Source organism: Mameliella sp. AT18, from assembly GCF_028807275.1.
GTDB lineage: Bacteria > Pseudomonadota > Alphaproteobacteria > Rhodobacterales > Rhodobacteraceae > Antarctobacter > Antarctobacter albus.
Genome location: NZ_JARAMO010000213.1, coordinates 1 through 11,865 on the forward strand (window position 1 = coordinate 1; position 11,865 = coordinate 11,865).

Annotated in this window: 11 protein-coding genes and 1 pseudogene; 4 read left to right on the plus strand and 8 right to left on the minus strand. The window is 66.8% G+C overall.

The genetic code is table 11. From position 1 onward, the window contains the following. Positions 1-72: 72 nt before the first annotated feature. The 6 genes from PVW46_RS18735 to PVW46_RS18760 all read right to left on the minus strand — a co-directional run bounded on the left by PVW46_RS18735 (position 73) and on the right by PVW46_RS18760 (position 5,804). On the minus strand, positions 73-1,161 hold the full coding sequence (locus PVW46_RS18735) for an alcohol dehydrogenase catalytic domain-containing protein (RefSeq protein WP_069208750.1): 1,089 nt from the start codon (positions 1,159-1,161) through the stop codon (positions 73-75). 113 nt (positions 1,162-1,274) lie between these two features. Next, positions 1,275-2,606, minus strand: coding sequence for a lyase family protein (locus PVW46_RS18740; RefSeq protein ID WP_274577129.1), 1,332 nt, complete (start codon positions 2,604-2,606; stop codon positions 1,275-1,277). Positions 2,607-2,617: 11 nt separating this feature from the next. After that, positions 2,618-3,334, minus strand: coding sequence for an alpha/beta fold hydrolase (locus PVW46_RS18745; RefSeq protein ID WP_069208752.1), 717 nt, complete (start codon positions 3,332-3,334; stop codon positions 2,618-2,620). A gap of 1 nt (position 3,335) precedes the next feature. Beyond that, entirely contained in the window at positions 3,336-4,127 is a 792-nt protein-coding gene (gene pcaD / locus PVW46_RS18750; protein ID WP_069208753.1) for a 3-oxoadipate enol-lactonase, read from the minus strand. A gap of 63 nt (positions 4,128-4,190) precedes the next feature. Continuing rightward, complete coding sequence (locus PVW46_RS18755) at positions 4,191-5,297, minus strand: hypothetical protein (RefSeq protein ID WP_069208754.1); 1,107 nt, start codon at positions 5,295-5,297, stop codon at positions 4,191-4,193. A 78-nt stretch (positions 5,298-5,375) separates the two neighbouring features. Further along, positions 5,376-5,804, minus strand: coding sequence for an FKBP-type peptidyl-prolyl cis-trans isomerase (locus PVW46_RS18760; protein WP_043141858.1), 429 nt, complete (start codon positions 5,802-5,804; stop codon positions 5,376-5,378). A gap of 212 nt (positions 5,805-6,016) precedes the next feature. On the opposite strand from PVW46_RS18760, the gene PVW46_RS18765 reads away from it, so the two are divergent. Then, positions 6,017-6,694, plus strand: a complete 678-nt coding sequence (locus PVW46_RS18765) for a haloacid dehalogenase type II (protein ID WP_069208755.1) — start codon at positions 6,017-6,019, stop codon at positions 6,692-6,694. After that, complete coding sequence (locus PVW46_RS18770; protein ID WP_069208756.1) at positions 6,694-7,524, plus strand: alpha/beta fold hydrolase; 831 nt, start codon at positions 6,694-6,696, stop codon at positions 7,522-7,524. The genes PVW46_RS18765 and PVW46_RS18770 overlap by 1 nt, the downstream gene beginning before the upstream one ends. Before the next feature lie 101 nt (positions 7,525-7,625). Here the strand turns inward: PVW46_RS18770 and truB are convergent, their stop codons facing one another. Next, positions 7,626-8,537: a tRNA pseudouridine(55) synthase TruB gene (gene truB, locus PVW46_RS18775; protein WP_069208757.1), complete on the minus strand. Its 912-nt coding sequence runs from the start codon at positions 8,535-8,537 to the stop codon at positions 7,626-7,628. An 86-nt stretch (positions 8,538-8,623) separates the two neighbouring features. Between truB and PVW46_RS18780 the strand changes: the two genes are divergently transcribed. After that, positions 8,624-9,577, plus strand: coding sequence for a quinone oxidoreductase family protein (locus PVW46_RS18780; RefSeq protein ID WP_069208758.1), 954 nt, complete (start codon positions 8,624-8,626; stop codon positions 9,575-9,577). Positions 9,578-9,586: 9 nt separating this feature from the next. Here PVW46_RS18780 and metG read toward each other — a convergent pair whose 3' ends face one another. Continuing rightward, the gene (gene metG, locus PVW46_RS18785) at positions 9,587-11,311 is read right to left on the minus strand and encodes a methionine--tRNA ligase (RefSeq protein WP_069208759.1); all 1,725 of its coding nucleotides are present in this window, start codon (positions 11,309-11,311) and stop codon (positions 9,587-9,589) included. A 189-nt stretch (positions 11,312-11,500) separates the two neighbouring features. Between metG and PVW46_RS18790 the strand changes: the two are divergent. Then, positions 11,501-11,865, plus strand: a pseudogene (locus PVW46_RS18790) (MFS transporter); the annotation flags it as partial.

The window sequence follows — 11,865 nt, forward strand, 5'->3', positions numbered from 1 at the left end:
CCCCCGTCTCCCTTTGGTCGACTCCCCCGAGAGTATTTTCAGCCCAAAGAAACAGCGGGCGTGGCGCCGGGGTCAATGGCTGTCGAAGAGGATGACGTTGCGGCGGGCGCCGCCCGTCATCGTGTCGGCGATGGCCTCGTTGATCTGGTCGAGACGCCAGCGGCCCGACACCAGCTCGTCGAGTTTCAGCCGTCCTTGCCGGTAGAGGTCCGCCATCCAGGGAATGTCGCGCTGGATCACCACGTCGCCCATTTTCGAGCCAATCATTTCCTGGCCCATGAAGGCGGGCACGACGGGTTCATAGGTGGCCATCGCGCCGGAATGCGGCATTCCGATCATCACCATGCGTCCGCCCCAGCCGAGGTAGCGCATGGCCTGTTCATAGGCGGGGATCGCGCCCACGGTCACGGCGACCACGTCGGCGCCCCGGCCAAGGGCTGTGTGGGCTGCCTCCCAGGGCGCGTCCAGCGTGGCAAGGATCCCGTCTGTGGCGCCGAAGGCGCGGGCGATGTCCAGCTTTTCCTCGCTCATGTCCACGGCGACGATACGGCGGGCGCCGCCGATATGCGCGCCCTGTATCGCGTTCAGGCCCACGCCGCCCGCGCCAATCACCACCACGTCGTCGCCCGGGCGCATCTTGCCGGCGTTGATGACCGCGCCGATGCCGGTGATCACGCCGCAGGCCAGCAAGCAGACGGCCTCGGGGGGCATGTCGTCGGGCAGGACAACAACCTGGCTTTGATCGACGACGACCTTTTCGGCAAAGGCGCCGCAGAACATGGCCGACATGACCTCTGTGCCGTCGGGCCGTGTGAGGACGGGCGTGGTATCACGGTCGCCGATACAGATGGTCGGGCGGCCCGAAGCACAGGTGGGGCAGGTGCCGCAAGCGCGGATCAGCGTGACGACGACACGATCGCCGGTCTGCAAGCCGCTGATGCCCTCGCCCAGGGCAGTGACGCGGCCCGCCGCCTCATGGCCGTAGACCGCCGGAAGTGCGCCGCCCCAGGCGCCGGTGGCATAGGAAATGTCGGAATGGCAGATGGCGACGGCCTCCAGCGTGACCTCGATCTCTCCGGCGCCGGGGGCGCGGAGGTCGAGCTCTTCGATCTGCAGGGGCGCGTCGAAGGCGGTGCAGACCGCCGCGCGGATGCGTGTCATGGGTTCCTCCCCGGTGTCTTCCGGGCAGGGTGCGCGGGCAGACAAGCGGGCGGCTGTTCCGAAAGCGACATTGGTGGTGTCGCTTGCATTGCGTGACGTGACGGCAGGTCGGGTCAGCTTGCCAGGCTGGTGACTCTGGCGGCAAAGGCGCGGGCCTCGTCCGGTGCGGTGCCCATCTGGTGGACGGGGTCGAACAGGTCTGCAGACAGGTCGGGGTGCGCGGCGCGGGCGATCTGTTCCAGCGGCTGACCGCTGTCGCGTGCCTGCGTGCACAGCACCTTGGAGGCGGCTTGTGCTTCTGGCCGGGGCATGGTCCGCGCCAGGGCAAAGGACAGCGCCTCTGCCATGAGAAGCCCGCCGGTGGCGTCCAGGGTCGCCTTCATGGCCTCTGCATCCGGGGTGAGGCTTTCTGCCAGCGATTGTGCCTGCGTCGCGGCGGCGGCGGCGGAGAGCACCAGTTGCGGCAGGCACAGCCATTCGGTGAACCATGCCGCGCCGTCGCGTTGTTGCCGGTGCAGGGCCGCCCCCTGCAGCGTGGCGTTCAGCCCCTGCGCGTGGCGTGCCAGCGCGACCAGGGCCGAAGGCGCCACGGGGTTCTGTTTCTGCGGCATGGTCGACGAGGCGCCAGAGCCGCCAAGGCGGACCTCGGCGATGCCGCTTTGCGTGGCCAGCACCAGGTCCTCTCCCAGTTTGCCGAATGCAAGCGCGGTGCGGGTGAACCAGTCGGCGATGGTCAGTATCGAGGTGCGGTCGCTGTGCCAGCTGTGGCCGGGGTCGGCCAGGCCCAGCTTTTCCGCCATTTCCGCGCGCAGGGCTGCCGGATCGGGACCAAGGGCCGAGGCGGTGCCGGCTGCACCGGACAGCGAGACGCGCAGGGCCTGGGCCCGCAGGGTCGGCAGGGCCTCCAGCGCCTCGATCAGGGGCCAGCCCCAGGCGGCGGCCTGCGCGCCAAAGCTAGTGGGCGTGGCGTGCTGACCATAGGTGCGCGCGGCCATCGGGGTTTCGGCGTGATCGCGTGCCAGCCGGGCCAGCGCGGTCAGAGTGGCGCGCAGACGGTCCTCTTGCTGGGCAAGGGCCTGGCGCAGGCGCAGCATCAGCCCCGTGTCCTGGATGTCCTGCGAGGTGGCGCCCCAGTGCAGGTATTGCGCATGTTCTGGCGCGCTCATCGCCTGGCGAAAGGCGGCGACGAAAGCGGGGGTCGTGACGCCGTTCTGGCCCGTGGCCTCGGCCAGCTGGGCCGGGTCGATCTGGCATTCCAGGCTGGCCCGCTGGATCGCGGCGGCGGCGGTTTCGGGGATGACGCCCTGTGCCGCCTGCGCCTGCGCAAGCGCTGCCTCTACCAGCATCATGGCGCGGATCTCGGCGCTGTCGGAAAACAGCCGCGCCGTGTCCCCGGTGGGAAAGAGGCGGTGCAGGTGGGCGCTGTCAAAGGGCGTTGCGGGCATGGGCTGTCCTGTCAGGGGGTCTTGGCGGCGATTCGGTCGAGCAGGTCGGCCAGCCGTCCGGGCATGGAGAAGAAGGGCGAATGGCCGCTGTCCAGTTCGTAGACCTCGCCGGGCGCGAAACGGGCGGCAAGCTTTTCCTGCAGGTCGGGCGGGATCGCCCCGTCCTTGCGGCAGAGGATGTAGCTGCGCGGCTTGTCCTGCGAATTCGCGGTCAGCTCGACCACGGTCTTGCCGGGTGCCTGCGCCTGCGGGGTGAGCCGCGGCAGGGCATAGTCCACCGTCTCTGGCGGGCAATCCTGGTAGAAGAGGCCCGGCGCCATGTCCGGGTCGAATCTGTGCGACAACCCATCGTCAGAGACGCGAATGGCGGCAACCAGCGGCTGCGTTGCGCCGAGAAAGCGCATCTCGGACATGGTCTTGCCGGGCCAGGGCGTGTGTGCGCACAGGTAGACGAGGCGCGCGATCATCCCGGGCGCCAGTTCTGCGGCGCGGGTGATGGGGAAACCGGCCATCGAGTGCCCGACCAGGATCGTGGGCGCGGTCAGGTGGCGGATGATGGTTTGCGCGTAAAGGTCGAGCGTCACTTCGCCCACCGGCGTCCCGTCGTCGCCGTGTGACGGCAGGTCGATGGCGATGACCTCGTGGCCGTGGGCCTCCAGCGCGGGCACCACGTCGCGCCAGCACCAGGCCCCGTGCGAGGCGCCGTGGATCAGCAGAAAACGCGCCATGTCAGCCCGCCGCGCCCTGCGCCTTGAGGAAGGCGGTCAGGAGCGCGGCGTATTCACCGGGTTTCTCGACACAGGGCAGGTGGCCTGCCCCGCGGATCAGTTCCTTTTGCGCGCCGGGGATCAGGTCGGCGGTCTCGAAGACCAGGTCGGGCGGCGTCGATCCGTCCTCGGACCCGGCGATGGCCAGCGTGGGCAGGCGCAAGCCACTGGTCGACGACAGGAAATCCGTGCCCGCGATGGCGGCGGCACAGCCGGTCCAGCCCTCTGCGGGGGTGCGCAGGAACATGTTGCGCCAACCGGGGAACTCCTCGGCGGCATGGAAGGGTTTCGAGAACCATCGGTCCATCGTCGGGCCGGTGATGCTCTCCAACCCGCCGGTTTCCACGGCGGCGATCCGGTCGGCCCACATGTCGCGGGTGCCGATCTTGGCGGCGGTGTTCGACAGGACCATCGCGCGCACCAGGTCCAGCCGCTTGGCCGCAAGCCCTTGGGCGATCATGCCACCGATCGACAGGCCGACGAAGATCGCGTTGGAAAAGCCCGTGTGATCCATCAGCCGTTCCACGTCGGTGATGAGCGCGCCCATGCTGTAGGGACCGGAAGGCGTATCCGACAGCCCGTGCCCGCGCTTGTCATAGCGCAGGATGCGCAGGCCGGCGGGCAGGAGCGGCAGCACCTCGTCCCAGAGCCGGAAATCCGTACCCAGCGAATTCGCAAAGACGACGGGCGTGCCATCCTCGGGACCGGTGACGCTGTAGTGCAGGCGAAGATCGCCGATTTGAGCCATCTGCATGGGTCGTGCCTCCCTTTGGCGCATGGTTTAGCGTGTGGGGCAGGGGACCGGAAGGGGGCGTGCTCAGTACCGGGTGTCCAGAGGGCGCAGGCCGCCGCGTGTCACCTGCACCTCGCCCCGCCATTCGGGGATTCGGGTGAGGTCGGCACTGAAGGCGGCGCCGAAATCGACGGAATAGGAGATCACGCGCAGCCCGCCCGGCGCCGGTTCGACAGATAGGTCGACGCGGCAGTACTGCTGCGCACCGGCGCTGAACCAGCCGGGGACGCTGTAGCTTGGCCCGGTCAGCAGGGCGCGGCGGCGTTCGGGGCTGCTGCCCTGGGCCGGATCGCGCTCCCTGACATGGATGGCGTAATCGGCGCCCTGGTAGGTCGGGTCCGCCGTGCGGGCGACCAGATCGGCAAAGTCATAGCCTTCGCGCACGAAATGCTGGCGGTAGGTCAGCGTGTGGGTGCTTATGCAGATGCGACGGTAGATCTGGTCGAAACTCGCGCGGGTGTCGGGAAAGACGGTGCTGTATTCCAGGTCTTCGGTCAGCTCGATGTCCATCAGCTTGGCCTCGGCGATCGTGTCGACATAGCGCATGTCGGCCGAGGGGGTGCCCAGGACAATGGCCAGAAGTTCGGGCGGCAGTGCCGGGCCGGAGGCGGTCAGCGCCTTGTAGGAACTGTCGGCCAGCAGCTTGGCGACCTGCAGGGCCACGCGAAAGACCTCGGCGTCGGAGGCGGCGGGATTGGCACCGTCGCGGATGAAGGGAGAGTGAAAGCCCAGCCGGGCGCCCGGTTCCAGCTGGCGGCTGGGGTAGGGGCTGTTGGCGCCAAAGGCCTGGCCGAACATAAAGAGGATCGCGCAGGAGGACAGGCATTCGTCGCCTGTCCGAACGCGGGTGCCGAAAAAGAACCCGCCCGTGTCGCTGTTGGCGGCCTTGAGAAAATTCAGCACCTCCGCCAGCGAGCCGCCGGGACTGTTCAGGCAGATGCGGGCGTTGAAACCGCCCAGCACGTCCTCTTGGGTGGCGCGCATCAAGTCGCCGGGTTCGATCACCCCGTCGAACCGCAGGTTGCAATCGCCGAACCCCGCGGGGTCCAGCCGGGTCCATTCGCCCGCCCAGGCAGGGGCGGCGAGGGTCAGGCAGGTGAGGGCAGCGAGGGCGCGAAGCAAAGCGGACATGAAAAGGGCCTGTCTGTTGAAAACGACAGGCCCAGAATGCCGGGGGACAGGCCCCCGGCGCAATGATTTCCTGAAGGCTCAGGCGATCTCGACCAGCTCGATGTCGAAGGTCAGGTCCTTGCCGGCCAACGGGTGGTTGGCGTCCAGCGTCACCACCTCTTCGGTCACGGCGACGACGGTCACCGGCAGCACCTGGCCGCCCTGTGCCTGCACCTGCAGCTGAGTGCCGAGGTCCAGCGGGATGTCGTCGGGGATCTCGGCGCGCGGCACGTCCTGGCGCGCCTCGGGGTTGGTTTCGCCATAGGCGTCCTCGGCGGGAACCTGGACGGTCTTCTTGTCGCCCACTTCCATGCCTGGGATCGCCTTGTCGAGACCGGGAATGATCTGGCCCGAGCCGACGGTGAATTCCAGCGGGTCGCGGCCCTGGCTGGAATCGAAGGTGGAGCCATCGGTGAGCGTGCCGGTGTAATGAATGCGCACGGTGTCGCCGGTCTTGACCTGCGTCATGGGAAACCTCTGTCTGTCAGGGGGTGATTGGGTGAGGCCGGGTCCGTCCCGGGTGCTCGGATTTGGCACAGCCTACGCGCGCCTGCACAGGTTTGCAAACCGGCTTCTTGGGTCAGAACGGCCCAAAACCGTGTAAAAGACGCTCGGATCGGGGTTTTCCAGCGTCCCGGCCCGTGTCAGGGTGACGCCGGTTGCAAAGGGGGATGCGGTCAATGGCGATCAAGGTTTGCGTGTTCGATGCCTATGGCACGCTGTTCGACGTGGCCGCCGCGGCGCGGGTCGCGGCAGAGGAACCGGGTCGCGGGGCCCTGGCAGAGGTCTGGCCGCAACTGGCTGCCGACTGGCGCGCGAAACAGCTGGAATACAGCTGGCTGCGCGCGGTGACAGGTGATTACGTTCCCTTCTGGCAAGTGACCAAGGACGGGCTGGACTGGGCGATGGACCGCGCCGGCCTCGATGACATGGAGCTGCGCGAACGGCTGCTGGCGCTCTACTGGGAACTGCCCGCTTACCGGGAAGTGCCGAAGATGCTGGCGCAGCTGAAGGCCAAGGGGCTGAGCACGGCGATCCTGTCGAATGGCAACCGCGACATGCTGGACGGCGCGGTGGACAGCGCCTGTATCGGGGAATTCCTGCACGCGGTGCTGTCGGTCGAACAGGTGGGCATCTTCAAACCGGCCCGCGTGGTCTATGACCTCGTCGGGGCCGAATTCGGCTGCGCGCCCGAAGAGGTGCTGTTCGCCTCCTCGAACGGTTGGGATGCTGCGGGGGCGGCGGCCTACGGGTTCGAAACCGCCTGGGTGAACCGCATGGGCCTGCCGATGGACCGCCTGATGGCCCGGCCGAAACACGTCCTGACCGACCTGACCACCATTCCGGAACTTGTGTGATGCCGAAACTCCAGACCTCCGACGGGATTTCCCTGTTCTACCGCGACGAGGGGGAGGGGCTGCCGCTGCTCTGCCTTGCGGGGTTGACGCGGAACGGGCGCGATTTCGATTTCGTCGCCCCGCACCTGGAAGGCGTGCGGCTGATCCGGTTGGATTACCGCGGGCGCGGACAGTCGGACTGGGCGCCGCATGACACCTACCAGATCCCGGTCGAGGGGCGCGATGCGCTGGAGCTTCTGGATCACCTGGGGCTGGAAAAGGCTGCGATTCTGGGCACTTCGCGCGGCGGGTTGATCGCGATGGTGCTGGCGGCGACGGCGAAGGCCCGACTGCTGGGCGTGGCGCTGAACGACATCGGGCCAGAGATCGCCGGGCCGGGGCTGAAGGTGATCGAGGGCTACCTTGGGCACAAGCCGCCGCAAAAGACCCTAGCCGAGGTGGCGCAGCGGCGCGCCGAGGTCATGACCGGCTTTGTCGGCGTCTCCGAGGCGCGCTGGATGGAAGAGGCGGAGCGGCTTTTTGTCCAGACGGATCAGGGGCTTGAGCTGACCTATGACCCCAAGTTACGCGACGCGGTGCTGGGGGGCGGCGCGCAGCCCGCGCCGGATCTCTGGCCGCTTTTCGACGCGCTGGAGGGGTTGCCGCTGTGCGCGATGCGTGGCGAGAATTCCGACCTGCTGACGCCCGAGTGTTTTGCCGAGATGCGCCGGCGGCGGCCCGACATGATCGCGACAGAGGTCAAGGGGCGCGGGCATATCCCCTTCCTCGACGAACCCGAGGCGCTGGAGGCCCTGCAAGGCTGGCTGGCGCGGCTGCGCCGGAACGTCTGAGTTTTGTACAAAACGTACGTTTTGTACGCCGTTTCCAGCGTTTTGTACAAAGCGGCAAGGATCCGTTAACCCGCCCCGCAAGGCGTGTTCGCGTTTGCCCGTCAGTCGGCCAAGTTGAAGACCCGGCTGGGGTGCAGTTCTCCCGCCTTGAAGCGGCCCACCGCCAACGGTTTGCCCTCGAAACTGGCCCAGGCCTCGTCGCCGTAGTCCACGTCGCCCGGCACCACCATGCCGGGGTTGCCGTTGCGCAGGCGCGCAGCCCCCTGGGCGGTGCATTTCAGCTCGGGCAGGTCGGCCAGCCCGACCTCCAGGGGCAGCAGGTGGGCGTCCAGTTCCGGCGTGCGGGCCAGCGCGTCGATCTGGTCCAGCGTGATGCCCTGCTCGGCCTCGAAGGGGCCGGACCAGAGGCGGCGCAGGGTGTCGACATGGCCGTGACAGCCCAGAACCTTGCCCAGGTCGCGGGCAATGGAACGAACGTAGCCGCCCTTGCCGCAGGTCATTTCCAGAACGGCGGTGTCCGGGTCGGGGCGGTCGGTCAGCACCAGTTCCTCGACCCAGAGCGGCCGGGCCTCGATCTCCATCTCCTCGCCGTCGCGGGCGCGCTTGTAGGCGCGTTCGCCGTCGATCTTGACTGCCGAGAACTGCGGCGGCACCTGCATGATCTCTCCGACGAAACCGTGCAGCGCCTCCTTGATCTCGTCATCCGAGGGGCGCGCCTCGGAAGTGGCGATCACCTCGCCCTCGGCGTCGTCGGTGTTGGTGGCCTGCCCGAAACGCACGGTAAAGCGGTAGGCCTTCAGCGCGTCGGTGATGTAGGGGACGGTCTTGGTCGCCTCGCCCAGGGCCACGGCCAGCACGCCGGTGGCCTCGGGATCGAGCGTGCCCGCATGACCGGCCTTTTTGGCGTCCAGCGCCCAGCGGACCTTGTTGACCACGGCGGTCGAGGTCAGGCCCGCGGGCTTGTCCACGATCAGCCAACCGGAAATGTCGCGTCCCTTGCGCCTGCGTGCCATAACGTGTCCTCTTGGATGAGGCGCGCGAGGTAGCAAGCGGCGTCCGCCCTGTCAATTGCAGGCGGACGCTCATGGAGGCGTGTCAGATGAGAGCGGTTGTTCAGGACGTATACGGCGGGCCGGAGCGGTTGCGGATCGCGGATCTGCCGGTGCCAGAGCCGGTGCCCGGTCAGATCCGTCTGAAGGTGTCGGCCTGCGCGGTGAACCTGTCCGACTGGGAATACCTGACCGGCAATCCCTTTTACGCGCGGATGGTCGGCGGGCTGTTCCGCCCGAAACAGCCTGTGCTGGGATCGGACATCGTCGGACTGGTGGATGCGCTGGGAGAGGGCGTGACGGGGATCGGCCTGGGGCAGCGCGTCACGGGCGATTTCGTAATGACGCGGGGCGGGTTCGCCGAATACGTCTGCGTGCCAGCGGACCATGCGGTGACCGTGCCGGAGGCGCTGTCGGACGTGATCGCCGCCAGCCTTCCGCAGGCCGGGGGAATCGCCGTTGCCGGGACCGAGGGATTGAACGCGGGGACACGGTTGCTGATCAACGGCGCGGGTGGCGGATCCGGGACGATGGCACTGCAACTGGCGAAGGCCGCCGGGGCGCATGTGACCGTGGTGGACAACGCGGGCAAGGTGGCATGGCTGAAGGCCCTCGGTGTCGATGCCGCGATGGATTACGGAGAGGCCGACTTTGCCGGGACAGGCGCGTGCTGGGACCGCATTCTTGACATGGTGGCGACGCGCGGACCGGGGCGGATTGCGCGGGCCTTGGCGCCGGGCGGGCGCTACCGCGCCGTGGGCGGCGAGGTTGGCGTGCTGCTGTCGCTGGTGTTTGGCGGTTTCGCCTATCGGCTGGCGGGCAAATCCATCGGGATGCTGATGGTGCCCTCGGGGCGGGCCCTGACCGAACGCGTGTTGCGCATGGCCGTAGAAGGGCGCATCGCGCCGCATCTGGAAGCGGTCCTGCCACTGGACGCGGTGCCCGAAGCGCTGCGGCGTACCGGGCAGGGAGAGGTCAGGGGCAAACTGGTGATATGCCCCTGACCCCTGTTGTCAGTCCCGCTTGCCCGCAAAGCGCTCTTGCCATTCTTCGCGCTCGGCGTCGGTGATCTTTGAAAAGAGGTTCTCGGGTACGTTGAAGGAATGGCCTTCAGGTAGGGACCGAAGAACTTGTAGAGAATTCTCATCGAAAGCGACTGGCCAAGTCCAGTCGTCGCAGTTCATTGCGGACATCATCGATTTGGCCGCGTCAGGAATAAAGGGCTCCGACAGCACCGCGTACAGACGGATCAAATTCAGTGCCAGACGGATCTGCGCCTTGGCTTGTTCCGGGTCGGTCTTGATCGTGGACCAGGGAGCAGACGATTGCAGATACTCGTTTCCTGCCACCCAAATAGCGCGCAGTTCGGCGGAGGCTTTGCGTATCTCTATTGCGTTCAAATACGTGTCAAATGCCGCAATCCGCTCTCCTAGTTCGACGGTTAGTTGGGCTTCGCGTGTGCCCCACGTGCCGCCTTCTGGAACCGTTTCGCCAAATTTGGAACGGCAGAACTTGGTCACGCGGCTGACGAAGTTGCCCAGCACGTCGGCGAGATCCTTGTTCACGCCGGACTGGAAGCTTTCCCAGGTGAATTCGCTGTCCGAGGTTTCGGGGACGTGGCTTAGCAGCCACCAGCGCCAGTAGTCGGCGGGCAGGATGTCCAGCGCCTGATCCATGAAGACACCGCGCCCGCGCGAGGTGCTGAACTGGCCGCCGTCGTAGTTCAGGTAGTTGAAGGACTTGATGTAGTCGACCAGCTTCCAGGGCTCGCCGCTGCCAAGGATCGTCACCGGGAAGGACAGGGTGTGGAAGGGAACGTTGTCCTTGCCCATGAACTGGGTGTAGCGGACATCCTCGGCGCCCTTGTCGGTGCGCCACCAGCGTTCCCAGTCATCGCCCTTGCCCGCGTCGACCCATTCCTGCCCGCAGGCGATGTATTCGATGGGCGCGTCGAACCAGACGTAAAAGACCTTGCCCTCCATGCCGGGCCAGGGATCGTCGCCCTTTTGCACCGGCACACCCCAGTCGAGGTCACGGGTGATGCCGCGGTCCTGCAACCCGTCGCCATCGTTCAGCCATTTCTTGGCGATCGAGGTGGTCAGGACGGGCCAGCCGACACGGGTGTCGATCCATTCCTCGATCTGGTCCTTCATCGCGGATTGGCGCAGATACAGGTGTTTCGTCTCGCGCATTTCCAGGTCGGTCGAGCCGGAGATCGTCGAATGCGGGTTGATGAGGTCGACCGGGTCGAGCTGTTTCGTGCAGTTGTCGCACTGGTCGCCGCGGGCCGAGTCGAAGCCGCAGTTGGGGCAGGTGCCCTCGATGTAGCGGTCGGGCAGGAAGCGGCCGTCCGCCTTGGAGTACATCTGGGTCTCGGACACTTCGCGGATCAACCCGTTGTCGTCCAGCACCTTGGCGAAATGCTGGGTCAGCTTGCGGTTCTGTTCGGACGAGGAGCGCCCGAAGTGGTCGAACGACAGCCGGAAGCCCTCGGCCAGCTTTGACTGCACTTCCCACATCTCGGCGCAGTATTCGGCCACCGGCTTGCCCGCCTTTGCGGCGGCCAGTTCGGCGGGGGTGCCATGTTCGTCGGTCGCACAGAGATACAGCACCTCGTGTCCGCGGGCGCGCAGGTAGCGGGCATAGAGGTCGGCGGGCAATTGCGAGCCGACGAGATTGCCCAGGTGCTTGATGCCATTGATGTAGGGAATGGCAGAGGTGATAAGGTGTCGGGCCATGATGTGCGCTTCTGTCAGATGCGGGGTTTGCGCCCGGTTTAGCGGCCAAGAGGCCCGAGGACCAGAGGGCGCCCCCGCTTTGTCGCAAACGGGCCGAAAGACGGCGGTGCGGCACAGGAAGCGCGGCCTGCCGCGTGCGAGGCGGCGCGGAGCGGAACCGCCATCCCGCACAGCACGAAAGGACATCGCATGAACTCGGTGATTTCAGGGGTCTGGGCCCTGCTTGTCGGCATTGTCCTGATCATGCTGGGCAATGGCATGCATTTCACCCTGATCGGCCTGCGCGGCGGGATCGAGGGGTTTTCGGCGGCGGAACTGGCCATTGTCACCTCGGGGTATTTCGTGGGGTTCCTGTCGGGCGCGCAGCTAACGCCGCGCATGATCCGCCGGGTGGGCCATGTCCGGGTCTTTGCGGCGCTGGGCAGCTTCATGTCGGCGGGGCTGATCGCCTTTCCGCTGGCCGCCGATCCCTGGGTCTGGACGGTGCTGCGGATCGTCGTCGGGTTCTGCATGTCGGGGGTCTATGTCACCGCCGAAAGCTGGCTGAACAATGC

What these genes read in the sequence shown, in the direction of transcription:
- PVW46_RS18735 (WP_069208750.1), bottom strand. Translation starts at nt 1,161, where the DNA reads ATGACACGCATCCGCGCGGCGGTCTGCACCGCCTTCGACGCGCCCCTG.
- PVW46_RS18740 (WP_274577129.1), bottom strand. Translation starts at nt 2,606, where the DNA reads ATGCCCGCAACGCCCTTTGACAGCGCCCACCTGCACCGCCTCTTTCCC.
- PVW46_RS18745 (WP_069208752.1), bottom strand. Translation starts at nt 3,334, where the DNA reads ATGGCGCGTTTTCTGCTGATCCACGGCGCCTCGCACGGGGCCTGGTGC.
- pcaD (WP_069208753.1), bottom strand. Translation starts at nt 4,127, where the DNA reads ATGCAGATGGCTCAAATCGGCGATCTTCGCCTGCACTACAGCGTCACC.
- PVW46_RS18755 (WP_069208754.1), bottom strand. Translation starts at nt 5,297, where the DNA reads ATGTCCGCTTTGCTTCGCGCCCTCGCTGCCCTCACCTGCCTGACCCTC.
- PVW46_RS18760 (WP_043141858.1), bottom strand. Translation starts at nt 5,804, where the DNA reads ATGACGCAGGTCAAGACCGGCGACACCGTGCGCATTCATTACACCGGC.
- PVW46_RS18765 (WP_069208755.1), top strand. Translation starts at nt 6,017, where the DNA reads ATGGCGATCAAGGTTTGCGTGTTCGATGCCTATGGCACGCTGTTCGAC.
- PVW46_RS18770 (WP_069208756.1), top strand. Translation starts at nt 6,694, where the DNA reads ATGCCGAAACTCCAGACCTCCGACGGGATTTCCCTGTTCTACCGCGAC.
- truB (WP_069208757.1), bottom strand. Translation starts at nt 8,537, where the DNA reads ATGGCACGCAGGCGCAAGGGACGCGACATTTCCGGTTGGCTGATCGTG.
- PVW46_RS18780 (WP_069208758.1), top strand. Translation starts at nt 8,624, where the DNA reads ATGAGAGCGGTTGTTCAGGACGTATACGGCGGGCCGGAGCGGTTGCGG.
- metG (WP_069208759.1), bottom strand. Translation starts at nt 11,311, where the DNA reads ATGGCCCGACACCTTATCACCTCTGCCATTCCCTACATCAATGGCATC.